We start from the raw sequence: 21,304 nt of genomic DNA on the forward strand, positions 1-21,304 counted from the left end.
CCCGCAAATTGGCCGCCAATTTGCGGGGGGGGGGGGGTAATATCCGCTTTATAGACGTAAACCCCGAAGATTTCGCCGGCTTCCCCTTAAACATCAGACACATTTCCATTACGACTTATGCCCGCCTGAAATTGGGCGAATACATTGCCGATTGCGATAAAGTCCTGTATCTGGATATAGACGTATTGGTCAGGGACAGCCTGAAGCCCTTATGGGATACCGATTTGGGCGGCAACTGGCTTGGCGCGTGTATCGATTTGTTTGTCGAAAGGCAGGAAGGCTACAAACAAAAAATCGGTATGGCGGACGGCGAATATTATTTCAATGCCGGCGTATTGCTGATCAACCTGAAAAAGTGGCGGCAGCACGATATTTTCAAAATGGCCTGCGAATGGGTGGAACAATACAAGGACGTGATGCAATATCAGGATCAGGACATTTTGAACGGGCTGTTTAAAGGCGGGGTGTGTTATGCGAACAGCCGTTTCAACTTTATGCCGACCAATTATGCCTTTATGGCGAACAGGTTTGCGTCCCGCCATACCGACCCGCTTTACCGCGACCGTACCAATACGGCGATGCCCGTCGCCGTCAGCCATTATTGCGGTCCGGCAAAGCCGTGGCACAGGGACTGCACCGCGTGGGGTGCGGAACGTTTCACAGAGTTGGCGGGCAGCCTGACGACCGTTCCCGAAGAATGGCGCGGCAAACTTGCCGTCCCGCACCGTATGTTTCCGACAAAGCGTATGCTTCAAAGATGGCGCAGAAAGCTGTCTGCCAGATTCTTACGCAAGATTTATTGACGGGGCAGGCCGTCTGAAGCCTTCAGACGGCATCGGATGTGTCGGAAAGGAGAAACGGATTGCAACCTTTAGTCAGCGTATTGATTTGCGCCTACAACGCAGAAAAATATTTCGCCCAATCATTAGCCGCCGTCGTGAATCAGACTTGGCGCAACTTGGAGATTTTGATTGTTGATGACGGCTCGACGGACGGCACGCCCGCCATTGCCCGGCGTTTCCAAGAACAGGACGGCAGGATCAGGATAATTTCCAATCCCCGCAATTTGGGCTTTATCGCCTCTTTAAACATCGGGCTGGACGAATTGGCAAAGTCTGGGGGGGAATATATTGCACGCACCGATGCCGACGATATTGCCGCCTCCGATTGGATTGAGAAAATCGTGGGCGAGATGGAAAAAGACCGCAGCATCATCGCAATGGGCGCGTGGCTGGAAGTTTTGTCGGAAGAAAACAATAAAAGCGTGCTTGCCGCCATTGCCCGAAACGGCGAAATTTGGAAAAACCCCCTGACCCATCAGGAAATCGTGTCTGTCTTTCCCTTCCGCAACCCCATACACAACAACACGATGATTATGCGGCGCAGCGTCATTGACGGCGGTTTGCGGTTCGACCCCGCCTATATCCACGCCGAAGACTATAAGTTTTGGTACGAAGCCGGCAAACTGGGCAGGCTGGCGAATTATCCCGAAGCCTTGGTCAAATACCGCTTCCATCAAGACCAGACCTCTTCCAAATACAACCTGCAACAGCGCAGGACGGCGTGGAAAATCAAAGAAGAAATCAGGGCGGGGTATTGGAAGGCGGCAGGCATAGCCGTCGGGGCGGACTGCCTGAATTACGGGCTTTTGAAATCAACGGCATATGCGTTGCACGAAAAAGCCTTGTCCGGACAGGATATCGGATACCTCCGCCTGTTCCTGTACGAATATTTCTTGTCGTTGGAAAAGTATTCTTTGACCGATTTACTGGATTTCTTGACAGACCGTGTGATGAGGAAGCTGTTTGCCGCACCGCAATATAGGAAAATCCTGAAAAAAATGTTACGCCCTTGGAAATACCGGGGCTATTGAAACCGAACAGGGAAAATCATGCAAAACCACGTTATCAGCCTAAGCTCCGCCGCAGAACGCAGGGCGCACATTGCCGATACCTTCGGCAGGCACGACATTCCGTTTCAGTTTTTTGATGCACTAATGCCGTCTGAAAGGCTGGAACAGGCAATGGCGGAACTCGTCCCCGGTTTGTCGGCGCACCCCTATTTGAGCGGAGTGGAAAAAGCCTGCTTTATGAGCCACGCCGTATTGTGGAAACAGGCGTTGGACGAAGGCACGCCGTATATCGCCGTATTTGAAGACGACGTTTTACTCGGCGAAGGCGCGGAGCAGTTCCTTGCCGAAGACGCTTGGCTGGAAGAGCGTTTTGACCCCGATTCCGCCTTTATCGTCCGTTTGGAAACGATGTTTATGCACGTCCTGACCTCGCCCTCCGGCGTGGCGGACTACTGCGGGCGCGCCTTCCCGCTGTTGGAAAGCGAACATTTTGGTATGGCGGGTTATATCATTTCCCGAAAGGCAATGCGTTTCTTCTTGGACAGGTTTGCCGTTTTGCCGTCTGAACGCCTGAAGGCGGTGGATTGGATGCTGTTCAGCAGTTTTCTCGACAAAGGGGGGATGACGGTTTGCCAACTGACCCCTGCCTTGTGCATCCAAAGCGAAACCCTGCCCAGCCAACTGAAAAACGGCAGGCAGGAATCGTACCGCAACCGCCGCTCCCCGAAGGTTTTGTTGAAACGCGCTTTGGGAAAAATCGGCAGGGAAATCGAAAGGGCGAGAGAACGGAAACGTCAGAAAAAATTGGAAAAACAACTTGGGCGGCACGTCGTCCCGTTTGAATAGGTTTTGGCCTTTCCTTATTTGGCGGGTGTGCGCTGTCCCTAAATTTATGTTGGGGAATCCGGTTTGTTCGGTTTCACTTGTTTTCGGGTAAGTCCTAATTCATTATTCCCACGAAAACAGAAAACCAAAAACAGAAATCTAAAATTTCGTCATTCCCGCGCAGGCGGGAATCCAGTCCGTTCGGTTTCGCTTGTTTTAAGTTTCGGGTAACTTCCACTTCGTCATTCCTACGAAAGTGGGAATCCAGTCCGTTGAGTTTCAGTCATTTCCGATAAATCACCGCAACGTTAAATTTCTAGATTCCCGCCTGCGCGGGAATGACGGCAGGGGGATTTCTGTTTTTCCGACAAATTCCTAAAACTTAAAATTTCGTTATTTCCGCGAAAACAGAAAACCAAAAACAGAAACCTAAAATCTCGTCATTCCCGCAAAAACAGAAAACCAAAAAACAGCAACCTAAAATTCGTCATTCCCGCGCAGGCGGGAATCCAGTCCGTTCGGTTTCGCTTGTTTTAAGTTTCGGGTAACTTCTACTTCGTCATTCCCGCGAAAGTGGGAATCCGGTTCGTTGAGTTTCAGTCATTTCCGATAAATCACCGCAACGTTAAATTTCTAGATTCCCGCCTGCGCGGGAATGACGGCACGGGAAATCTTATTTGTATAATCTTGCCCTACTATTCAAACAAGGCATTGCCTTGTGAGTGCAAAGGCGTTGGAACTAAGTTTACCCAAGGTTGCACTTACTCAAATTTAAAGCCCCTGCTTGTTAGCGGGTGCTTTTATAAAATATAAAAGATAAAAGTTAATATAGCACCTAGCAATAATGCACCTAGTATTTTTAATTTACTTTTTGTATCTTTCTCTTGCCACGGTTTTTCATCAAAAAGTTCACTAAAAAAATCAAAGACAGTGTGCCAAATAGCTTTCCATAGTTCCATTTTGTTTCTTCAATAAAATTTTGAACCTACTATCTTAATCGGCTGCAAAATGCCGTCTGAACGGGTTTCAGACGGCATTTCTGTTTATACAAAATCGCCCCAAAGCGTCTGCATGGCGGCGATGGCGGCGAGTGGGGCGGTTTCTGTGCGTAAAATCCGTTTGCCGAGTGTAACCGCCTGAAAGCCGGCTTCAAATGCCTGTTGTTCTTCCTGTTCTGTCCAGCCGCCTTCAGGGCCGACCATAAAGACGATTGTGCCGGACGGGTGGCGGATGTCGCCGAGTTTGCAGGCGCGGTTGATGCTCATAATCAGCTTGGTGCTTTCAGACGGCATTTTGTCGAGTGCTTCACGGTAGCCGATGATGGGCAGTACGGGGGGAACGGTGTTCCTGCCGCTTTGTTCGCACGCGGAGATGACGATTTCCTGCCAGCGTGCGAGGCGTTTGGCGGCGCGTTCTCCGTCGAGGCGGACGATGCAGCGTTCGCTGATGACGGGCTGTATGGCGGTTACGCCGAGTTCGACGCTTTTTTGCAGGGTAAAGTCCATACGTTCGCCGGAGGAGATGGATTGTATCAGTGTGATGTTGAGCGGGGACTCGTTGTCGGTTGTGTCTTCGTGCAGGATTTCGGCTTCGGCGCGGCGTTTTTCCAAAACGGTCAGCTGTGCGGCGTGTGCCTTGCCTTTGCCGTCGAAGAGGGTGATGTTTTCGTTGGGGCGGACGCGCAGGACGTTGAGGTGGCGGACGATGTTGTCGGGCAGGGCGACGGTTTGTCCGACGGAAAGGTTTTCGGGCAGGTAGAATCGGGGCATAGTTTTTGGCGGTTCGGACGGTTATAATCTGTCGCAGCGGCGTGATGGAAACGGACATTATACGTTTGCGCGCCGCAAGTTCAAAATATGAGGACAGTGGGAAGTGTTGCACCGTTTGCAGAAAGTCGTGCGCCATATCGCGCAAACCGAAATTATGCCGCGTTTTTTGAATACGCCGTCCCACCGCAAGGAAGACGGTTCGATGTTGAGCGAGGCGGACATTGCCGCGCAGACGGCTTTTGCCGCCGCGTTGCCGCTTCTGATCGATTGCCCGATGTTGGGCGAGGAAATGTCGCGGCAGGAACAGTCGGCTTTGTGGGAACAATATTCGGGGGAAAAGGGGCTGTGGATTGTCGATCCGATAGACGGGACGAACAATTTTGTCAACGGGCTGCCGCATTTTGCCGTGTCGGTGGCGTTTGTCCGTAACGGGCGTGCCGAGTTGGGCGTAATCTACAACCCGGTCAGCGGCGAATGTTTTTATGCCGAACGGGGGCAGGGGGCGTTTTTAAACGGGACGCGCCTGCCTTTGCGTTTGGTCGAAAAAAAACTCAATGAGGCGATTGCGGGCGTGGAAATCAAATATCTGCGTTCCGGCAAGCTGTCCAGCCGGATGAGCACGCTCGCGCCTTTCGGGACGGTGCGGAGTATGGGCAGCAGTACGCTGGACTGGTGCTATCTGGCGTGCGGGCGTTATGATGTTTATGTCCACGGAGGGCAGAAGCTGTGGGATTATGCCGCCGGCGCGTTGATTTTCGAGGAGGCGGGCGGCAGGCTGACGACTTTGGAAGGCGACGGGTTTTGGAGTGGTGAACACGTGTTCAAACGCTCGGTCGTCGCCGCGCTCGAACCGAAGCTGTTTGAACGCTGGGTCGGGTGGATACGGGAAAACCAATAGGTTCAACAGGTTTGTTAATATATTTTCACGATTAACGTTTCTTAACATTAATTCGGGTACAATCCTTTCCGCTGATTACCGCTGCCGTTTCTCCCTTTTCGGCAGTGCAGCAAGTAAGACGTTTTCCCGCAATGTATTGACCATTCATACTTACCCTTGGTATGAATGGTTTTTTTTGCGCGTTAAAAATGCCGTCTGAACGTTCAGACGGCATTTTTATGCGACAGGTTGCAGATATTTGCCGCAGCAGGCTTTGAATTTTTTGCCCGATCCGCAAATGCAGGGTTGTTTCATCGCAGGATGCGGAACGGTGGGATCGATAAAATACCATTGTCCGCCGATGTTGACGAAGCCGGACAGTTCGTGATGCGCGGATCGGTGTTGTCCGTCTCGGAAGTAGGCTTCAAATTCGACTTGGGCGTGCTGTTTGCCGAAGTTGCGGTGTGCGATGACATTCAAGCCCAGCCATTCGGTTTCGCTGCTCCACTGCATCAGTTCGGCGGCATCGAGGAATGCCTGTTGTGCCGGCACGGTGGTGGCGATGATGTAGTCGATAAGGTGCAGCACATACGCGCTGTACCGCGAACGCATGAGGGCTTCGGCGGTGGGCGGCAGGATTCGGCGAAGGTGCAATGGGCGGCAGCAGCCGGCATAGCTTGTGCCTGAGCCGCAGGGGCAGGGCAGGTGGTGGTGAGTGTTCATTTTGTTTGGGAATGCAAATGCCGTCTGAAAGGGCTTCAGATGGCATTGCCGGTACGGCTGCCCGTCAGGGCATCAACATGCCGCCGTTGACGTGCAGCGTTTGACCGGTAATGTATTTTGCTTGGTCGGAAGCGAGGAACAGAACCGCATCGGCGATGTCTTGCGCGTCGCCGAATCTGCCCAAGGCGGTTTGGGCGGTAAAGGTTTGGCGGGTTTCTTCGGACAGGGCGCGGGTCATGTCGGTGTCGATAAATCCCGGGGCGACGCAGTTGACAGTAATGCCCCGACTGCCGACTTCGCGCGCCATAGATTTGGCAAAACCGATCAAGCCTGCTTTTGCCGCGGCATAGTTGGTTTGCCCGGCATTGCCCATTACGCCGACGACGGAGGTGATGTTGATGATGCGGCCGGAACGTTGTTTCATCATACCGCGCAAGACGGCTTTGGAGGCGCGGAAGACGGATTTTAGGTTGACCTGCATGATGTCGTCCCACTCTTCTTCTTTCATGCGCATCAGGAGGTTGTCGCGGGTGATGCCGGCGTTGTTGACCAGAATATCCAGTTTGCCGAATGCTTTTTCGATGTCGGCAATCAGGTTTTCGATGGTTTCAGGTTCGGCGGAATCCAATGTACGACCTTCGCCGCCCCATTGCGCCAACCGCTCGCTAATCGCCGCAGCCCCGCTTTCGCTAGTCGCCGTACCGATGACTTTGGCACCGGCTGCCGCCAGTGTGTCGGCAATCGCTGCACCGATACCGCGCGATGCGCCTGTTACCAAAGCGATTTTGCCGCTTAAATCTTGTGTGCTCATATTTTTTCCTTTTTTCCGATAATCGAAGGGCTGTACCGTATTGAACAGCACAGTCGGCCGTTTATTCCCATTCAATCGTGGCAGGCGGTTTGCCGCTGACATCGTACACCACGCGGTTGATGCCTTTGACTTCGTTGATGATGCGGTTGGACACGCGTCCGAGCAGTGAGTAAGGCAACTCAGCCCAATGCGCGGTCATAAAGTCGCTGGTAATGACGGCGCGCAGTGCGACGACGTAATCGTAAGTGCGTCCGTCGCCCATCACGCCGACGGATTTCACAGGCAGGAAGACGGCGAAGGCTTGGCTGGTCAGATCGTACCAAGACGTGCCGTTTTCATCGGTGGTGTTGCGTAATTCTTGGATGAAAATATCGTCTGCCTGACGCAATAAGTCGGCGTATTCTTTTTTCACTTCGCCCAAGATACGCACGCCCAAACCGGGACCCGGGAACGGATGGCGGTACACCATTTCGCGCGGCAAGCCCAAAGCAACGCCCAGTTCGCGCACTTCGTCTTTGAACAGGTCGCGCAACGGTTCAAGCAGCTTGAGCTTCATGTTTTCAGGCAGGCCGCCGACGTTGTGGTGCGATTTGATGGCGTGGGCTTTTTTGGTTTTCGCGCCTGCGGATTCGATTACGTCAGGGTAAATCGTGCCTTGCGCCAGCCATTTGGCGTTGGTAAGTTTTTTCTCTTCGGCATCAAATACTTCGATAAATTCCGCGCCGATGATTTTGCGTTTTTTCTCAGGGTCAGTAACGCCGGCGAGTTTCGCCATAAACTGCCCTTCGGCATCGACGTGTATCACTTTCACGCCCAAGTTGCGGGCGAACATATCCATCACCATTTTGCCTTCGTTCAGGCGCAACAAACCGTGATCGACGAACACGCAGGTCAGTTGGTCGCCGATGGCGCGGTGAATCAGCGCGGCAGCTACGGAAGAGTCCACACCGCCCGACAAACCCAAAATCACTTCGTCGCTGCCGACCTGTTCGCGGATTTTGGCAACGGCTTCTTCGATGTAGTTCGGCATTGTCCAGCCCGGTTGCGCGCCGCAGATGTCCAAGACAAAGCGGTTCAACAGGGCGCGGCCTTGTTTGGTGTGGGTAACTTCGGGGTGGAACTGGATGCCGTAGAATTGTTTTTCGGCGTTTTCCATCATGGCAATCGGGCAGGACGGAGTGTCGCCGATGACGGCGAAACCGTCGGGCAGTTTGGACACTTTGTCGCCGTGGCTCATCCAAACGTCGAGCGTATTAGGCGCATCGTCTTGAATACCGCGTGTCAGCTCGCTGTCAATGGTTTTAACTTGCGCATAACCGAATTCGCGTTGGTTGCCCGGGCTAACTTCGCCGCCCAAGTGGTGCGCCATAAATTGCATGCCGTAGCAGATGCCCAAAATCGGAATGCCCAAATCAAAGATACCGGTATCGGCTTGATAGTCGGATTCGTAAACGGAATTAGGGCCGCCGGAAAGGATAATGCCTTTCGGATTGAAGGCTTTGATTTCGTCCAAAGGCATATCGAAGGAATGCAGTTCGCAGTAAACGTGGGCTTCGCGCACGCGGCGGGCGATGAGCTGGGTAACTTGCGAACCGAAGTCGAGGATGAGGATTTTGTCTTGGGTCATAATGGGTTTTACGGTGATTGAAGATAATCGGATGGGGCGGCGGATATGATGCCGTCTGAAGGGGTCGGGGCGATTGTACCATTTCAGACGGCATTTTGTTTATGCCGTCTGGACGGCGGCATCTTTGTTTGAGATATTGCGTAACATCGTGTAGTAGCCGTTTTGGGACATCAGTTGTTCGTGTGTGCCTTGTTCGATGATTTTGCCGTCGTCCATCACGATGATGCGGTCGGCCCCTTCGATGGTGGTCAGGCGATGGGCGACGATGATGCCGGTGCGGTTTTCCATCAGGCGTTCGAGCGCTTGTTGGACGAGGCGTTCGGATTCGTTGTCCAATGCGCTGGTGGCTTCGTCCAATAATAATATCGGCGCGTCTTTCAAAATGGCGCGGGCAATGGCAACGCGTTGCCGCTGTCCGCCGGATAAGTTGCTGCCGTTCGATCCGATGGGCTGGTGCAGCCCGAGCGGGGAGCTGTCGATCAGGCTTTGCAGGTTGGCGGCTTGGAGGGCGGACAGGACTTCGGATTCGCTTGCATCGGGACGGCTGTATCGGACGTTTTCAAAAAGGGTGTCGTCAAACAGGAAGACGTCTTGGGAAACGAGGGCAAATTGGGCGCGCAGGCAGTCGAGTTTGATGTCGGCGATGTCGATACCGTCTATGCAGATGTTGCCGGCAGACGGTTCGACAAAGCGGGGCAGCAGGTTGACGACGGTGGATTTGCCGCTGCCGGAACGTCCGACAAGGGCGACGCGTTCGCCTTGTCTGATGTCGAGGTTGAAGTTGTCGAGGGCTTTGATGCCGTCTGAACGGTATTCGACATCGACGTTTCGGAAGCTGATGCGCCCTTCGACGCGTTGCGGCGCGAGCGTGCCTTTGTCCTGTTCGGGCGGGGTGTCGAGAAATGCACATACGCCGTCGGCGGCGAGGAACATCGTCTGCATAGGGATGCTGATGTTGGCAAGGCTTTTGATGGGGGAGTACATTTGCAGCATCGCGACGATAAATGCCATAAATTCGCCGATGGTGGTGTAGCCGTTTTGGCTTTGCCACAGGGCGATGAAGATGACGACGGCGAGAGCGATCGAGGCAATCAGTTCGCTGAACGGGGAATGCGCCGCCGTTGCCTGCGTGATTTTTTTGCTGAGGCGGACGATGGTGCGGTTGACCGCGTCGAACCGGTTTGCCGCCTGCGCCTGCCCGTTGAACAGCTTGACGACGCGGTGTCCCTGATGGGTTTCGGCAATCACGTTGTTCATCGTGCCTATGCTTTTTTGCGAGTCGGAAATGACGTGTTTCAGACGGTCGCGGTAGTAGCGCGAGAGCAGGGAGAGCAGGGGGAACATCAGGACGACGATGAGGCTGAGCTGCCAGTTGAGGTAAAGCAGGACGATGGTCAGGCCGGTAACGATCATCGTGTCGCGCGTGAGGACGGTGAAGATGTCGCTGGCGTTGCTGACCGACTGTTCGGTCAGGTTGAGCATATTCATCAGTACGGTGCCGGACGGCGTTTCCTGATGGTAGCGGGAGGAAAGGGTCAGCATTTTGGCAAACATATCTTTGCGGATTTTGCTGATGGTCATTACGGAGACCCAAGTCATCAGGTAGGTGCTGGTAAAGCGGCAGATGCCCCGGATGACGACGAGGATGATGAGGAAGAGGGGGACGGTCCAGATTTTGTTTTCCGTCCCCCAAACCATATAGGTAAACTGTTCGCGCCAGTTTTGCAGGGTGGAAATGATGCCGGCGGCGGCAGACAGTTCGGGCGGCGCAGCGGGCGCGGAAAAGCCGTGGTTGATCAGGGGGGAGATGAAGGCGGCAAGATAGCTTTCGGTGGCGGCAACGCCGAAAATGGCAATCAGTGCGGCAACGATGCGGATTTTGTAGGGGCGGACGTATGCCATCAGGCGCATAAAGCTGCGCGCGTCTTCTTTTTTAAACAGTCCGAAAGTCAGTTTTTCTATCATATTGGTGGGGCGGGAACTGCAATGGCAGCCGCTGTCGGTGGTTTGGTCGGGATGGATTATAGCGTAAATATGCGGCTGTTTGCCGTTCGGACGTGAAAAGCAGCCTGAGGCATGCAGGCTGCTTTTTGCGGAACGAAGTCAGTGCGCTTCGATAAAGGCGGCAACCTGTCCGGCATCAGTCAGCGCGCTGCACGCGGCGGCCTTGTTGATGCGTTTTGCCAAGCCCGCCAACACTTTGCCCGGGCCGCATTCGGCGGATTCGGCAATGCCGTCTGAAACAAGGGCGTTGACGGTTTCCGTCCAGCGTACGGGGCTGTAAAGCTGGCGGACGAGTGCGTCTTTGATTTTGTCGGCATCGTCGTAGGCTGCAACGTCGGCGTTGTGGATGACGCGGATTTGCGGCTGCTTGATTTCGACGGTTTTCAGGGCTTCGGCAAGTTTGTCGGCGGCGGGTTTCATCAGGCTGCAATGGGAAGGTACGGATACGGGCAGCGGCAGGGCGCGTTTGGCTCCGGCTTCTTTGGCGGCGGTCATGGCGCGCTCGACGGCGGCGGCGTTGCCTGCAATCACGACTTGCCCGGGCGAGTTGAAGTTGACGGCTTCGACCACTTCATCCTGTGCGGATTCGGTGCAAATCTGCCTTACCTGTTCATCTTCCAAACCCAAAATTGCCGCCATTGCGCCCACGCCTTGCGGTACGGCGGACTGCATCAGTTCGGCGCGCAGGCGCACGAGTTTGACCGCGTCGGCGAAATCCAATGCGCCGGCGGCGACAAGCGCGGTATATTCGCCGAGGCTGTGTCCGGCAACGGCGGCAGGCGTTTTGCCGTCAGCTTCCAAATAGGCGCGGTAAACGGCAATGCCGGCGGCGAGCATAATGGGCTGGGTATTGACGGTTTGACCGATGATTTCGGCATCGCTGCCGTTAATCATCGCCCACAAGTCCTGCACCAATATGGCGGATGCTTCGTCAAAGGTATTTTTGACGATGGCGTGTTCGGCAAAGCCGTTCATCATGCCGAGACTTTGAGAGCCTTGTCCGGGGAAGAAAAATGCGAAAGACATGGTATTCCTTTGTTTGGTTGGATTGTCAGAGATGTTGCCCGAGTTTTACAAAAAGTTCGGGCGGAACGAAATAATCAATCAGGATGCAGGTAGCCAGGACATTGCCCGAAACAGTCAGACGGAACAGCACAACAAAACGCTTTTTCGCGGTTTTATGCCTGAACATCCTGCTGCCCAAGTATGCGCCCGTCCAACCGCCGAACAAGGCAGGCAGGAGCAGGCGGTATTCGGGAATACGGTACTTTCCCTGTACGGCACGCCTTTTGTCTATGCCGTAAAGTACAAACGTGTAGAGGGATAATATTGAGTAACACGCACCTAATATGGGGAAAAACATCGAGACGGCAGGTAAAAATACCGCACACGCAATCGGTTTGAGGAGGGTTGGCTGCTTCATGGTAAGGGAAATGCCGTCTGAAAACCTGCTTCAGACGGCATGGCATTCAATATTGCAGCAATACCGCGCCCCACGCGAAACCGCCGCCGATGCCTTCGAGCAGCAGGTTTTGCCCGCGTTTGATCTGCCCGTTGCGGATGCCCGCGTCCAGAGCCAGCGGAATGGATGCGGCGGAAGTATTGCCGTGGTCTTGGACGGTTAAGATCACTTTGTCCATGCTCAGCCCCAAATGTTTCGCAGTGGATTCGATAATGCGGCGGTTTGCTTGATGGGGAACAATCCAGTCGATTTGTTCGGCGGTATAACCGGCTTCGCTGATGACTTCGTCGGCGATTTTTGCCAGCATTTTGACGGCAAACTTGAACACGCCGGGGCCGTCCATTTTGACGTAAGGAGAGCCGCAGATTTTTCCTTCGGCGATTTTCCCGGGGGCGTTGAGTAGGTTCAGATAATTGCCGTCGGCTTTGAGTTTGGCGTGGATGATGCCTGGTTCGTCCGACGCGCTCAAAACCACCGCGCCTGCGCCGTCGCCGAACAGCACGCAGGTTGTGCGGTCGTTCCAATCCACGATGCGGCTGAAGGTTTCCGCGCCGATGACCAGCGCGTTTTTTGCCATGCCGCTTTTGATGTAGGCGTTTGCCGTAGTCAGCGCGTACATAAAGCCCGCACACACTGCCTGTACGTCAAACGCGGGACAGCCGTTGGTTATACCCAATTTTTGCTGCACGATGGTCGCAGTAGACGGAAACTGCATATCCGGCGTTGCCGTTGCCACAATAATCAAATCGATTTCGCCGCTGTCCAATCCGGCAGCATCCAGGGCACGGCGGGCCGCTTCGGCTGCAAGATCGCTGGTTTTCTCGTTTTCGGCTGCAATATGGCGGAACTTAATGCCCGTGCGCGCGGTAATCCACTCGTCAGAGGTATCTACCTTTTGAGCAAGGTCGTCATTGCTGACGCGGTTGGCAGGAAGATAGCTGCCCGTGCCGGAAATTTTGGCATACTGCATGGGAACGGCCTTTTTAGAGAGTTGGTTCAGATTCGGCTATTGTAAGCGAAAAACCGATGATTGCCCAATACGGGCAGGGTGCAAATGACGGAAACAGGGATGGGGGTGTGGTTTGGGATACAGATGGTTTTCAGATGCAGATTGCCGTGGACAGGCGGGGCGGGGTTGCCGATATGCTGTTTTAAGCGAAGGAAATGCCGTCTGAAAACCCAAGCTGCTTCAGACGGCATTTTGATTGTTGGGTTTCCATCAAATTATTGGTGCCGGTGTTTGTTTTTGTATCATAAATTCAGAAATGATATTTTGAATTGCGGAAATATTTTTAGAGGTATGCTCAATAGGGTAGAAGTCTCCCCAAATTTCCATTGTATTTCCACTATAATTTTCTGTTTTAAGGTTTTTGACTTCAATATCCCCGTCTTCTAAAATTGTTTGAATCATTGGCAAATAACATCCTTCTTCAAAATAGATAGTTAATTCGGTATTGCCAAATTTGGGTTCAGGAATAATTCTGAAAACAAGGACGCCGGCTTTTTTCTCAAAATTTGATACGGAAAAAAAAGTGATTGATTTCCCTAATGTCAGGATTTTCCAAAACGGGGATTTGGATTCGCTCCCCGTTGTCTGCCATAAAAAATCCGCCAAAAACAACCGTCGATGTTTTCATGTTTATCAACCCATTGGCTTTATTTGGTTAATCGGACGTGCTTTCTATCTCAAATTCCTTGTTGATAAAAGAAATTTCCCGGGATTCTTGTTCCGTCAGCCGGACATCGAAATCTTCGATATAAGTACACAGGATTTCAAAAGCCAAAAAACGTTCCGAATGCGGCTTCGTCACTGATTTGGATATTTTGGGTGTTGATGCCGCTGCGGGTGATGCTGTTTTGGCTGTCGTTGTCCTTGCCGTAACCTATGCTGGCAGATAGACCGTCTTTGGCGTTACCCATCCAGCCACCTTTGACATTGCCATCGGTGCCAATACCGAAACTTTCGCCTTCGTAATGGCTGTGGTTTTGGATGTCTCTGAAGCTGAGTGTGTCGGTGGCGAATTGGTTTCTGCCGTTATCTTCCGCGCTTTGGGTGGAGGTGATGAGTCCGCCTTTGAGGTCGGTGTGTCCTTTGATGTTGATTTGATAACCGTCTTCACCCGCAAATATGCCGCTTTGCTCATTCACAGACGCATAATCCGCATTCACTTTGGACTTGCTATAACTCGCACTGCCTGAAACGCCGTAACCCATTATTACCATTTTGTTGAATATCCTTTATTATTAAGCATACATCTTGCATTATCCCCAATACAATTTATCGATTTGACTGCATTATCATTGTATTTATTATCATAATATTTTTTTATAATATATTGATAATTACCCTTTTCATCAGGTAATTGATATAATTTATATATTTCAGGACAAGCAACGGAAAGGCAACTTCTGAAATCATCAATTCGTTGTTCGTTAGTCGTATTATTTTTAACAAAATATTCAATATCGTTGTTTGCTTTTGTCGTCATATCATCAAAAGGATAATGACAAGACGAAGTTGCAAAAAAGCAAGGATTACAAGAAGTTGTCATTACCATTATAAAAACAATAATGACAACTTTAATATAGCATTTCATAACAACCACCAATATATAGATAATCAATGACCAGTAATTTTCATAATCGCTTGGATAAAATCCTGATCGACTATATCAGCAATAGCAAACGGTGCGGCGACAGGAATGGCGACGGCGGCTGTTACTGATGAACTTATTGCGTCTTTTTTGTTAGTAGTTCTTCGGTCAAGAGTGGTATTACCCTGTTCATAGCCTGCGTCTTTTCCACGATAAAAGCCCCACATTTGACCGCCCATAAAATCGTGTGTTCCAGCAAAACCCTCTACAAATGAATATAATCCAATGCGGATTCAATCAGGCGGGCATCAAGCCTGCCTTCAAGGGATTTTCCTAACTTCATCATCCGTTTGTCTAGAGCTTTCATCCGTTTTTCTAATGTCTTCATTTTTCAAATACTCCTTATTTTACAAGGCGATATTTGGGAAGTGCCGGACAGGCGCATCGCCGTCCGCACCCACAGGTTTGGGCAGGTGCCGGATGCGGATGGAAGCGGATGTTTCAATTGGCGAGGCGGGCGGATGCCGTCTGAAAGGGGCGGGGGCGTTCAGACGGCATCGTGCGTGTTACAGACCGCCGGCGGTTTCGTTTTGGACGGCTTTGGCGGCTTCGAGTGCGGCGAGCTGTTCGGCTACGCCCTGTTCGATTTTTGAAGGGCCGGCGGACTTGGCTTCATGGTAGGCTTCTTCAAGCGCGTAGCGGAAACCGGTTTCGTCTGTGCCGCCGTGGCTTTTGATGACGATGCCGCGCAGCCCGAGCAGGATGGCCCCGTTGAATTTGCGCGGGTCGAGTTTGTTTTTCAACCCTTTGAGGGCGGGTAGGGCGGCGATGGCGGCAAGTTTGTTGAATAGGTTGCTTTGGAATTCGCGGCGGATGGCTCCGCTCATGAATTTGACTGCGCCTTCGATGGTTTTAAGCATGACGTTGCCGACAAAGCCGTCGGCGACGACGACATCTGCTTCGCCATACAGGATGCCGTTGCTTTCGATGTTGCCGATAAAGTTGAGTTTGCTGTTTTGCAGCAGTTTGTAGGTTTGTTTGACGGTATCCGTACCTTTGATGTCTTCTGTGCCGACGTTGACCAGCCCGATGCGCGGCTGTCCTTTTTGAGGATGGAGTGCATGGACGAGTTCGCTGCCGATAACGGCAAATTGGGCGAGCTGTTCGGGGGTGCAGTCGACGTTCGCGCCAAGGTCGAGTGCAAGGGTAACATGGTCGGTGTCGGACGGGAGGAATTTGGCGATGGCGGGGCGTTCGATGCCGGGTATGGTCTTGAGGACGAAACGTGCGGTTGCCATGAGCGCGCCCGTGTTGCCTGCGGATACGGCGGCTTGGGCTTTGCCTTCTTTGACCTGGTTGACGGCGACGCGCATGGAGGAGTCTTTTTTGTTTTTCAGGGCGGATTGCGGCGCTTCGTCCATGCCGACGACTTGGGTGGTATGGCAGATGTCGATGCGTTCCATCGGTGCGCCTGCCGCAGTCAGGGCTTGGCGCAGTTGCGCTTCATCGCCGGTCATAATCAGGCGGACATCGGGGTGTGCTTGGAGGAATGCGGTTGCGCCGGGTACGGTAACGGCAAGTCCTTGATCGCCGCCCATGGCATCTACGGCCAATGTAATCATAGGGGTTTCTCCGGTAGTTTTTCGGTCTGCGGCAGGGGTTGTGCGGGCTTCAGACGGCATCGGTTCGGAAAATATGCCGTCTGAAAAGGTCAGCCTCGGCCGGCCTCGGCAAGGCGGTTGTGTTCGTCGATGTCGAGTGCGTCCCACGGATAGTTGATCCACCAGTCTTCTACGGTAATGCCGCTGAAATAGGGAATGCCTTCGGGGATTTTGCCTGCTTTGGCTTTGATTTTTTCGTGCAGGACGGCGACGCCGATGGTGCCGAAGTCTTCCTTGAGCAGTTCTTTCAGGCAGAACTCCATGGTTACGCGGCTGTCGTCCACTTCATCGACGACGAGTACGTTTTTGCCCCGCAGGGCTTCGGGAACGGGGTCGAGCCATTGGACTTTTTTGACTTCTTCGGTAACTTGTCCTTCGTTATCGCTGTCGTAATAGGCGGTGGTTACGGCATAAATCGGAATTTCCAGAAAACAGCGCAGCATACGTGCCGGAATAAAGCCGCCGCCGCCGATGGCGATCATGGCATCGTATTTGATGCCGGAGTTCCGTATTTTTTCTGCCAATGCTTTGATGACGCGGTGGATGTCATCGTAGGTGTACCAGATTTTCTGTTTCATCGGAATTTCCTTGGTGGTTGGGGCTTTTGGAATATTTTCACGGGGTATTATACGGAACGCTTTGCCCCTGTGTGTTGACGTATGGCGAAAGTTTGGACGGATGGTGCGTCCAATGCAAAAAAAGCCAGTAATTGCATGGCAATGTTCTGGCTTTTTCAGTCAGTCGAATAGGGATTATTCGCCTTTGGCTTTGACCACTTTGCGGCCGCGGTACATACCGTTGGGGGAGATGTGGTGCGGGCGGTGCACTTCGCCGGTTGTGCTGTCGACGGACAGTGCGGGCGCGGTCAGTGCGTCGTGCGAACGGTGCATACCGCGTTTGGAAGGGGATTTTTTGTTTTGTTGAACGGCCATTTCAAGCTCCTAGATAAATAAACTGTGTCCTAATTAACTGCTTTTCAAACCTGCCAAAACAGCAAAGGGGTTGGGTTTGTCTTGGTTGGAGGATTCCGGAAGGGTATTGCCGCAGTGTCCGTGTCGCGGCGAAAAGGGCAGGGACATCAGGATTTGGTCTTCTACCAATGCGCGCACGTCGAGTTCTTTTTCAATCAGTATGCCTTCGAGTTCTTCGTCGGCAAGCATGGATTCGTCCAAGGACTCTTCGTCGGAAAACAGGACGATACGGCTGCTTTCATCGAGCATGAACGGCATGGGTTTGATACATCTCTGGCAAATCAGGGGTATATCGGCTTTGACGTTCAGGTCGAGGAACAGGCGTTGCAGCCGGTCGCGGCCGCCGGTCAGTGTAAACGATATTTTGGTCTGCCTGTCGGCGGGATAATCGTGCAAACTGACTCGCTCGTCCAATTCTTCCAGCAGAAAACTGCCTTGCAGGTTCTGCCCTTCGGCGGCAAAAATTTCCGGGTCAATCAAATTAGGGTCTGACATAAACGGGCTATGATATAATTTAGATGTTCTAACGTCAATATTTTTAAGAAAAATGTTGCGGTACGCCGAAGGCGGGTGTCCGTGTTTCGGCGTATGGCTGGATTTTACCGCCCCTTCGGGCGTGTTTTCAACGGTAAGGAGGATGGGATGGGTTTGGAACTGCCTTTGATTTTGGGTACGAGTTCGGTTTTCCGCCGCGAACAGATGGAAAGGCTCGGCATTGCCTTTCAGGCGGCATCCCCCGATTTTGACGAAACGCCGATGTTGGGGGAGTCTGCCCCTCAGACGGCATTACGCCTTGCCGAGGGTAAGGCGAGGTCGTTGGCAGGGCGTTTCCCCGAGGCGTTGATTGTCGGTGCGGACCAGGTGGCGTGGTGCGACGGCAGGCAGTGGGGCAAGCCGATGAACCTTGCCAACGCGCAAAAGATGCTGATGCATTTGAGCGGCAGGGAGATTGAGTTTTACAGCGCGGTCGTGCTGTTGAATACGGTTACGGGCAGGATGCAGCGGCATATCGATAAGACGGTGGTCGTGATGAGGCAGTTGGACGAGCTGCACATCCTCCGCTATTTGGAGCGCGAGCCGGATGCGGTTTATTGTTCGTGTGCGGCGAAAAGCGAGGGTTTGGGCGCGCTGTTGATCGAACGGATTGAAAGCACCGATCCGAATGCTTTAATCGGTTTGCCGGTTTTCCGTCTGGTCGATTTTTTGAAGAATGAGGGCGTGGAGGTTCTGTAACTGCCCGTTTGTGCCGTCTGAAGGGTTCGGACGGCATTTTTAACCGATGAGTGAGGGAATGATGGCTGCTGTTTTGTATTTGATTCCTACGCCTTTGGGTACGCCGGACACGCCGTGCCTGCTGCCGCATGAACAACGGGCGGTTGTCGGGCTGACGGATTTTGTCGTGGAAGCGGAAAAAACGGCGCGTGCGCACTTGAAACATTTGGGCGTGACTACGCCTATCCGCGAACTGAATCTGCAAACGCTGAATGAACACACGGATTTGAAGACTTTGCCGGAATTGCTGAAGCCTTTGCAGGAAGGGCGCAGTATGGGCATCGTCAGCGAGGCGGGTTGTCCGGCCGTTGCCGATCCGGGTGCGAATCTGGTGGCGTTGGCGCATAAACACGGTTTTGAAGTGCGTCCGCTGGTCGGGCCTTCCAGCCTGCTGCTGGCTTTGATGGCTTCGGGTGCGAACGGGCAGAACTTTGCGTTTAAAGGCTATCTGCCGTCTGAAAAAAACGAGCGGATTCGGAGTTTGAAGACTTTGGAACAGCGTTCGCGGCAGTGCGGCGAGACGCAGATTTTTATTGAAACGCCTTACCGCAATGATGCGCTGCTTGCCGATGCGGTGGAAAACCTGCATCCTGAAACGCGCTTGTGCACGGCGACGGATCTGACGTTGCCGACTCAGTCGGTGGTCAGTAAAACGGTTGCGGATTGGCGCAGGATGAAGGAAATGCCCAATCTGAAAAAACGTCCGACGATTTTTGTGATGTATGCGGGTTGAAGATTTCCGCCCCGATAGGGGGTGAACAATAAAAATGCCGTCTGAACAGGTTTCAGACGGCATTTTTCATGCTGCGGCATCTAGGAAACAACTTCGCCTTGGGCGCGTTGTTTTTCGATGCTGCGGTTGATGTGCCACTGCTGGGTGATGGTTAAGAGGTTGTTGACCACCCAGTACAAAACCAAACCGGCAGGGAAGAAGAAGAACATCACGGAGAAAACCAAAGGCATGATTTTCATCATTTTCGCCTGCATCGGGTCGGTCGGCGGCGGGTTGAGGAATGTTTGGGCAAACATGGTTACCGCCATAATCACGGGCAGGATGTAGTAGGGGTCGGAGCGGCTAAGGTCGGTAATCCAGCCCAGCCAAGGTGCCTGACGCAATTCTACGGAGGCGAACAATGCCCAGTACAAGCCGATGAAGACGGGGATTTGCAACAACATAGGCAGACAGCCGCCCAGCGGATTGATTTTTTCGTCTTTGTAAAGCTGCATCATCGCTTGTTGTTGCGCCATACGGTCGTCGCCGTATTTCTCTTTGATGGCTTGCAGTTTGGGTGCGGCGGCGCGCATTTTTGCCATCGAGCGGTAGGATGCGTTGGTCAGTGGGTAGAGGACGGCTTTGACGATGATGGTCAAAACGACGATTGCCCAGCCCCAGTTGCCGATGATGTTGTGCAGTTGGTTCAGGAGCCAGAAGAGTGGGGAAGCGAACCAGTGTACTTTGCCGTAGTCTTTTGCCAGTTGCAGGTTGTCGGCGATGTTTGCGATGACGGATGTGGTCTGCGGGCCGGCGTAGAGGTTGATGGAGGCTTCGGATTTCGCGCCGTTTTGGATAGCGGCTAAAGGCACGCTGACGCTGGTGCTGTACAGGTTGTCGTTGCGGCGTTTGATGTCGATACGGCAGTCGCCAGCGGCGCAAACGCTTTGTCCGCCTTTGGGTTGGAGGATCCAGGTGGACATGAAGTGGTGTTCAATCATGCCGAGCCAGCCGGTTTGGGTTTTGCGGGCGTATTCGGCTTCGTTTTTGCCGGATTTCGCATCGTCGTCCAAGTCGGAGAAGCTGACTTTTTGGAATTTGTCTTCAGGAGTGTACACGACGGGGCCGAGGTAGGAACGTGTGAAGTAGCCTTGGCCTTCGGGTTGGCTGTGGTCGCGTACGATGCGGTAGTCCGCACTCAGGTTGGCGGTTTGACCGCTGCCGTTGGCGATGTCGAAACGGACGTTGACCAAGTAGCTGCCTTTGGTGAAGGTATAAACTTTGTCGATTTTCAGGCCGTTGGTTTCAGGCGCGCTCAGGCGGACTTCGACTGAGTCGCCGTTGAGGGTGTACTGTTTTTGCGGTGCGCTAAAGCCGATGCCTTTCAGAATGTTGTTGCCTTGCGCGTCCAGCAGTTCGGATTGGGCGACGTAGGTGTATTCTTTGCCGTCGTCAAACAGGACGAACGGTTTGTTTTCGTCGCCGGTTGCCTTGTATTTGAGCAGGGTCAGCCGGCGCAGGTCGCCGCTTTTTTCATCAATGACGGCTTGAACCGTGTCGGTCGTTACGGTAATCGGCGTTGCGGGCGCGAGCGCGGCTTCGGCGGAAGCGGTTGCGGCGGTTTGCCGCTGTTGCTGCGCGGCTTGTCCGGGCGCGGGCGCGGTTTGGGGGGCGGGGAACATTTTTTCCCAGCCGATCATAATCGCCAGCGCGATGGCGAAGAACGCCGTGAGTCTTTTAAAATCCATATAGAGTTTCCTGAATGGTCGGAAATGCCGCAGGTTGCGTGTTCCGATAGACGGGGAATAAGGGCGGGCTTCATACCCGACGGTCGTACCGCCTGCCCGAAGCTTCAGACGGCATTATATAGAAACCGATGGGAAATAAAAGGAAAGCGTGCAATTTGAATATTGCGTCGGGTCAGGGAACGGGGTCGTGTCCGTGTCCGCCGAAAGGGTGGCAGCGTGCAATGCGCTTGATGGCGAGCCGGCCGCCTTTGAATGCGCCGTATTTTTTGACCGCTTCGACCGCGTATTGCGAACAGGTCGGCGTATAGCGGCAGCGGGGCGGAATCAGCGGGCTGATGCAGTATTGGTAAAACCGTATCAGTCCCAGCAGGAGTTTGGACAATAGGAAATTCATCG

The 21,304-nt window shown here is 53.0% G+C and carries 24 protein-coding genes and 4 pseudogenes; 6 read left to right on the plus strand and 22 right to left on the minus strand.

The window, feature by feature from the left end; all coding sequences use genetic code 11:
• From Q9I99_RS02930 to Q9I99_RS02940, 3 genes are all read left to right on the plus strand, one after another.
• Positions 1–803 (plus strand): glycosyltransferase family 8 protein (locus Q9I99_RS02930; protein ID WP_304666180.1); only part of this gene is annotated, 803 nt, incomplete at its 5' end.
• A 59-nt stretch (positions 804–862) separates the two neighbouring features.
• On the plus strand, positions 863–1,873 hold the full coding sequence (locus tag Q9I99_RS02935) for a glycosyltransferase family 2 protein (protein ID WP_301666990.1): 1,011 nt from the start codon (positions 863–865) through the stop codon (positions 1,871–1,873).
• An 18-nt stretch (positions 1,874–1,891) separates the two neighbouring features.
• Complete coding sequence (locus Q9I99_RS02940; protein WP_301666989.1) at positions 1,892–2,698, plus strand: glycosyltransferase family 25 protein; 807 nt, start codon at positions 1,892–1,894, stop codon at positions 2,696–2,698.
• Between the two features lie 779 nt (positions 2,699–3,477).
• Here the strand turns inward: Q9I99_RS02940 and Q9I99_RS02945 are convergent.
• Complete coding sequence (locus tag Q9I99_RS02945; RefSeq protein WP_003708978.1) at positions 3,478–3,636, minus strand: hypothetical protein; 159 nt, start codon at positions 3,634–3,636, stop codon at positions 3,478–3,480.
• Positions 3,637–3,720: 84 nt separating this feature from the next.
• The gene (locus Q9I99_RS02950; protein WP_301666988.1) at positions 3,721–4,446 is read right to left on the minus strand and encodes a 16S rRNA (uracil(1498)-N(3))-methyltransferase; all 726 of its coding nucleotides are present in this window, start codon (positions 4,444–4,446) and stop codon (positions 3,721–3,723) included.
• 103 nt (positions 4,447–4,549) lie between these two features.
• Between Q9I99_RS02950 and Q9I99_RS02955 the strand changes: the two genes are divergently transcribed.
• Positions 4,550–5,344 (plus strand): inositol monophosphatase family protein, encoded by a 795-nt coding sequence (locus tag Q9I99_RS02955; RefSeq protein WP_301666987.1) that lies wholly within the window; start codon positions 4,550–4,552, stop codon positions 5,342–5,344.
• A 216-nt stretch (positions 5,345–5,560) separates the two neighbouring features.
• Here the strand turns inward: Q9I99_RS02955 and Q9I99_RS02960 are convergent, their stop codons facing one another.
• The 18 genes and pseudogenes from Q9I99_RS02960 to Q9I99_RS03045 form a co-directional block, all read right to left on the minus strand.
• On the minus strand, positions 5,561–6,046 hold the full coding sequence (locus tag Q9I99_RS02960) for a YchJ family protein (RefSeq protein ID WP_301666986.1): 486 nt from the start codon (positions 6,044–6,046) through the stop codon (positions 5,561–5,563).
• A 64-nt stretch (positions 6,047–6,110) separates the two neighbouring features.
• Entirely contained in the window at positions 6,111–6,857 is a 747-nt protein-coding gene (fabG, locus tag Q9I99_RS02965) for a 3-oxoacyl-ACP reductase FabG (RefSeq protein WP_301666985.1), read from the minus strand.
• 61 nt (positions 6,858–6,918) lie between these two features.
• A complete protein-coding gene (guaA, locus tag Q9I99_RS02970) occupies positions 6,919–8,484 on the minus strand; it encodes a glutamine-hydrolyzing GMP synthase (RefSeq protein ID WP_301666984.1) in 1,566 nt (521 codons plus the stop codon).
• Between the two features lie 99 nt (positions 8,485–8,583).
• Positions 8,584–10,449 (minus strand): lipid A export permease/ATP-binding protein MsbA, encoded by a 1,866-nt coding sequence (msbA, locus tag Q9I99_RS02975; protein WP_301666983.1) that lies wholly within the window; start codon positions 10,447–10,449, stop codon positions 8,584–8,586.
• A 138-nt stretch (positions 10,450–10,587) separates the two neighbouring features.
• The gene (gene fabD, locus Q9I99_RS02980; protein WP_301666982.1) at positions 10,588–11,514 is read right to left on the minus strand and encodes an ACP S-malonyltransferase; all 927 of its coding nucleotides are present in this window, start codon (positions 11,512–11,514) and stop codon (positions 10,588–10,590) included.
• Positions 11,515–11,539: 25 nt separating this feature from the next.
• Positions 11,540–11,911, minus strand: a complete 372-nt coding sequence (locus tag Q9I99_RS02985; protein WP_301666981.1) for a DUF1294 domain-containing protein — start codon at positions 11,909–11,911, stop codon at positions 11,540–11,542.
• A 46-nt stretch (positions 11,912–11,957) separates the two neighbouring features.
• Complete coding sequence (locus tag Q9I99_RS02990) at positions 11,958–12,920, minus strand: beta-ketoacyl-ACP synthase III (protein ID WP_301666980.1); 963 nt, start codon at positions 12,918–12,920, stop codon at positions 11,958–11,960.
• A gap of 26 nt (positions 12,921–12,946) precedes the next feature.
• On the minus strand, positions 12,947–13,150 hold the full coding sequence (locus Q9I99_RS02995; RefSeq protein WP_301666979.1) for a hypothetical protein: 204 nt from the start codon (positions 13,148–13,150) through the stop codon (positions 12,947–12,949).
• Positions 13,151–13,169: 19 nt separating this feature from the next.
• A pseudogene (locus tag Q9I99_RS03000) lies at positions 13,170–13,587 on the minus strand (DUF6911 family protein).
• Positions 13,588–13,614: 27 nt separating this feature from the next.
• A pseudogene (locus Q9I99_RS03005) lies at positions 13,615–13,749 on the minus strand (MafI family immunity protein); the annotation flags it as partial.
• Position 13,750: 1 nt separating this feature from the next.
• Positions 13,751–14,179 (minus strand): annotated as a pseudogene (locus tag Q9I99_RS03010) (hemagglutinin repeat-containing protein); the annotation flags it as partial.
• Entirely contained in the window at positions 14,167–14,547 is a 381-nt protein-coding gene (locus Q9I99_RS03015) for a hypothetical protein (RefSeq protein ID WP_301666977.1), read from the minus strand. The pseudogene Q9I99_RS03010 and the gene Q9I99_RS03015, both read right to left, overlap by 13 nt.
• A 23-nt stretch (positions 14,548–14,570) precedes the next feature.
• A complete protein-coding gene (locus tag Q9I99_RS03020) occupies positions 14,571–14,771 on the minus strand; it encodes a hypothetical protein (protein ID WP_301666976.1) in 201 nt (66 codons plus the stop codon).
• A 44-nt stretch (positions 14,772–14,815) separates the two neighbouring features.
• Positions 14,816–14,932 (minus strand): annotated as a pseudogene (locus Q9I99_RS03025) (MafI family immunity protein); the annotation flags it as partial.
• Between the two features lie 178 nt (positions 14,933–15,110).
• Positions 15,111–16,166, minus strand: a complete 1,056-nt coding sequence (plsX, locus tag Q9I99_RS03030) for a phosphate acyltransferase PlsX (protein ID WP_301667002.1) — start codon at positions 16,164–16,166, stop codon at positions 15,111–15,113.
• 89 nt (positions 16,167–16,255) lie between these two features.
• Positions 16,256–16,783, minus strand: coding sequence for a phosphoribosyltransferase (locus Q9I99_RS03035; RefSeq protein ID WP_301666975.1), 528 nt, complete (start codon positions 16,781–16,783; stop codon positions 16,256–16,258).
• 174 nt (positions 16,784–16,957) lie between these two features.
• The gene (gene rpmF / locus Q9I99_RS03040) at positions 16,958–17,137 is read right to left on the minus strand and encodes a 50S ribosomal protein L32 (RefSeq protein ID WP_002214744.1); all 180 of its coding nucleotides are present in this window, start codon (positions 17,135–17,137) and stop codon (positions 16,958–16,960) included.
• A gap of 33 nt (positions 17,138–17,170) precedes the next feature.
• Positions 17,171–17,671, minus strand: a complete 501-nt coding sequence (locus Q9I99_RS03045) for a YceD family protein (protein WP_301666974.1) — start codon at positions 17,669–17,671, stop codon at positions 17,171–17,173.
• Between the two features lie 147 nt (positions 17,672–17,818).
• Here Q9I99_RS03045 and Q9I99_RS03050 point away from each other — a divergent pair, with 147 nt between their 5' ends.
• Together Q9I99_RS03050 and Q9I99_RS03055 are read left to right on the plus strand one after the other, a co-directional pair.
• Positions 17,819–18,409, plus strand: coding sequence for a Maf family protein (locus tag Q9I99_RS03050; protein ID WP_301666973.1), 591 nt, complete (start codon positions 17,819–17,821; stop codon positions 18,407–18,409).
• A gap of 61 nt (positions 18,410–18,470) precedes the next feature.
• Positions 18,471–19,181 carry an SAM-dependent methyltransferase gene (locus tag Q9I99_RS03055; protein WP_301667001.1) on the plus strand — a complete coding sequence of 237 codons (711 nt, stop codon included), beginning with the start codon at positions 18,471–18,473 and terminating at the stop codon, positions 19,179–19,181.
• Between the two features lie 80 nt (positions 19,182–19,261).
• Here the strand turns inward: Q9I99_RS03055 and yidC are convergent, their stop codons facing one another.
• Positions 19,262–20,908 carry a membrane protein insertase YidC gene (yidC, locus tag Q9I99_RS03060; RefSeq protein ID WP_301666972.1) on the minus strand — a complete coding sequence of 549 codons (1,647 nt, stop codon included), beginning with the start codon at positions 20,906–20,908 and terminating at the stop codon, positions 19,262–19,264.
• Positions 20,909–21,080: 172 nt separating this feature from the next.
• Positions 21,081–21,302 carry a membrane protein insertion efficiency factor YidD gene (gene yidD, locus Q9I99_RS03065; protein ID WP_002214730.1) on the minus strand — a complete coding sequence of 74 codons (222 nt, stop codon included), beginning with the start codon at positions 21,300–21,302 and terminating at the stop codon, positions 21,081–21,083.
• Between the last annotated feature and the right edge of the window lie 2 nt (positions 21,303–21,304).

It is taken from the genome of Neisseria basseii, assembly GCF_962707005.1.
Lineage (GTDB): Bacteria > Pseudomonadota > Gammaproteobacteria > Burkholderiales > Neisseriaceae > Neisseria > Neisseria bergeri.

Excerpts from the sequence above, each read along its gene's own strand:
- Q9I99_RS02940 (WP_301666989.1), top strand. The coding sequence starts at position 1,892 with ATGCAAAACCACGTTATCAGCCTAAGCTCCGCCGCAGAACGCAGGGCG.
- Q9I99_RS02945 (WP_003708978.1), bottom strand. The coding sequence starts at position 3,636 with ATGGAACTATGGAAAGCTATTTGGCACACTGTCTTTGATTTTTTTAGT.
- Q9I99_RS02950 (WP_301666988.1), bottom strand. The coding sequence starts at position 4,446 with ATGCCCCGATTCTACCTGCCCGAAAACCTTTCCGTCGGACAAACCGTC.
- Q9I99_RS02960 (WP_301666986.1), bottom strand. The coding sequence starts at position 6,046 with ATGAACACTCACCACCACCTGCCCTGCCCCTGCGGCTCAGGCACAAGC.
- fabG (WP_301666985.1), bottom strand. The coding sequence starts at position 6,857 with ATGAGCACACAAGATTTAAGCGGCAAAATCGCTTTGGTAACAGGCGCA.
- guaA (WP_301666984.1), bottom strand. The coding sequence starts at position 8,484 with ATGACCCAAGACAAAATCCTCATCCTCGACTTCGGTTCGCAAGTTACC.
- msbA (WP_301666983.1), bottom strand. The coding sequence starts at position 10,449 with ATGATAGAAAAACTGACTTTCGGACTGTTTAAAAAAGAAGACGCGCGC.
- fabD (WP_301666982.1), bottom strand. The coding sequence starts at position 11,514 with ATGTCTTTCGCATTTTTCTTCCCCGGACAAGGCTCTCAAAGTCTCGGC.
- Q9I99_RS02985 (WP_301666981.1), bottom strand. The coding sequence starts at position 11,911 with ATGAAGCAGCCAACCCTCCTCAAACCGATTGCGTGTGCGGTATTTTTA.
- Q9I99_RS02990 (WP_301666980.1), bottom strand. The coding sequence starts at position 12,920 with ATGCAGTATGCCAAAATTTCCGGCACGGGCAGCTATCTTCCTGCCAAC.
- Q9I99_RS02995 (WP_301666979.1), bottom strand. The coding sequence starts at position 13,150 with ATGCCGTCTGAAGCAGCTTGGGTTTTCAGACGGCATTTCCTTCGCTTA.
- Q9I99_RS03015 (WP_301666977.1), bottom strand. The coding sequence starts at position 14,547 with ATGAAATGCTATATTAAAGTTGTCATTATTGTTTTTATAATGGTAATG.
- Q9I99_RS03020 (WP_301666976.1), bottom strand. The coding sequence starts at position 14,771 with ATGTGGGGCTTTTATCGTGGAAAAGACGCAGGCTATGAACAGGGTAAT.
- plsX (WP_301667002.1), bottom strand. The coding sequence starts at position 16,166 with ATGATTACATTGGCCGTAGATGCCATGGGCGGCGATCAAGGACTTGCC.
- Q9I99_RS03035 (WP_301666975.1), bottom strand. The coding sequence starts at position 16,783 with ATGAAACAGAAAATCTGGTACACCTACGATGACATCCACCGCGTCATC.
- rpmF (WP_002214744.1), bottom strand. The coding sequence starts at position 17,137 with ATGGCCGTTCAACAAAACAAAAAATCCCCTTCCAAACGCGGTATGCAC.
- Q9I99_RS03045 (WP_301666974.1), bottom strand. The coding sequence starts at position 17,671 with ATGTCAGACCCTAATTTGATTGACCCGGAAATTTTTGCCGCCGAAGGG.
- Q9I99_RS03050 (WP_301666973.1), top strand. The coding sequence starts at position 17,819 with ATGGGTTTGGAACTGCCTTTGATTTTGGGTACGAGTTCGGTTTTCCGC.
- Q9I99_RS03055 (WP_301667001.1), top strand. The coding sequence starts at position 18,471 with ATGGCTGCTGTTTTGTATTTGATTCCTACGCCTTTGGGTACGCCGGAC.
- yidC (WP_301666972.1), bottom strand. The coding sequence starts at position 20,908 with ATGGATTTTAAAAGACTCACGGCGTTCTTCGCCATCGCGCTGGCGATT.
- yidD (WP_002214730.1), bottom strand. The coding sequence starts at position 21,302 with ATGAATTTCCTATTGTCCAAACTCCTGCTGGGACTGATACGGTTTTAC.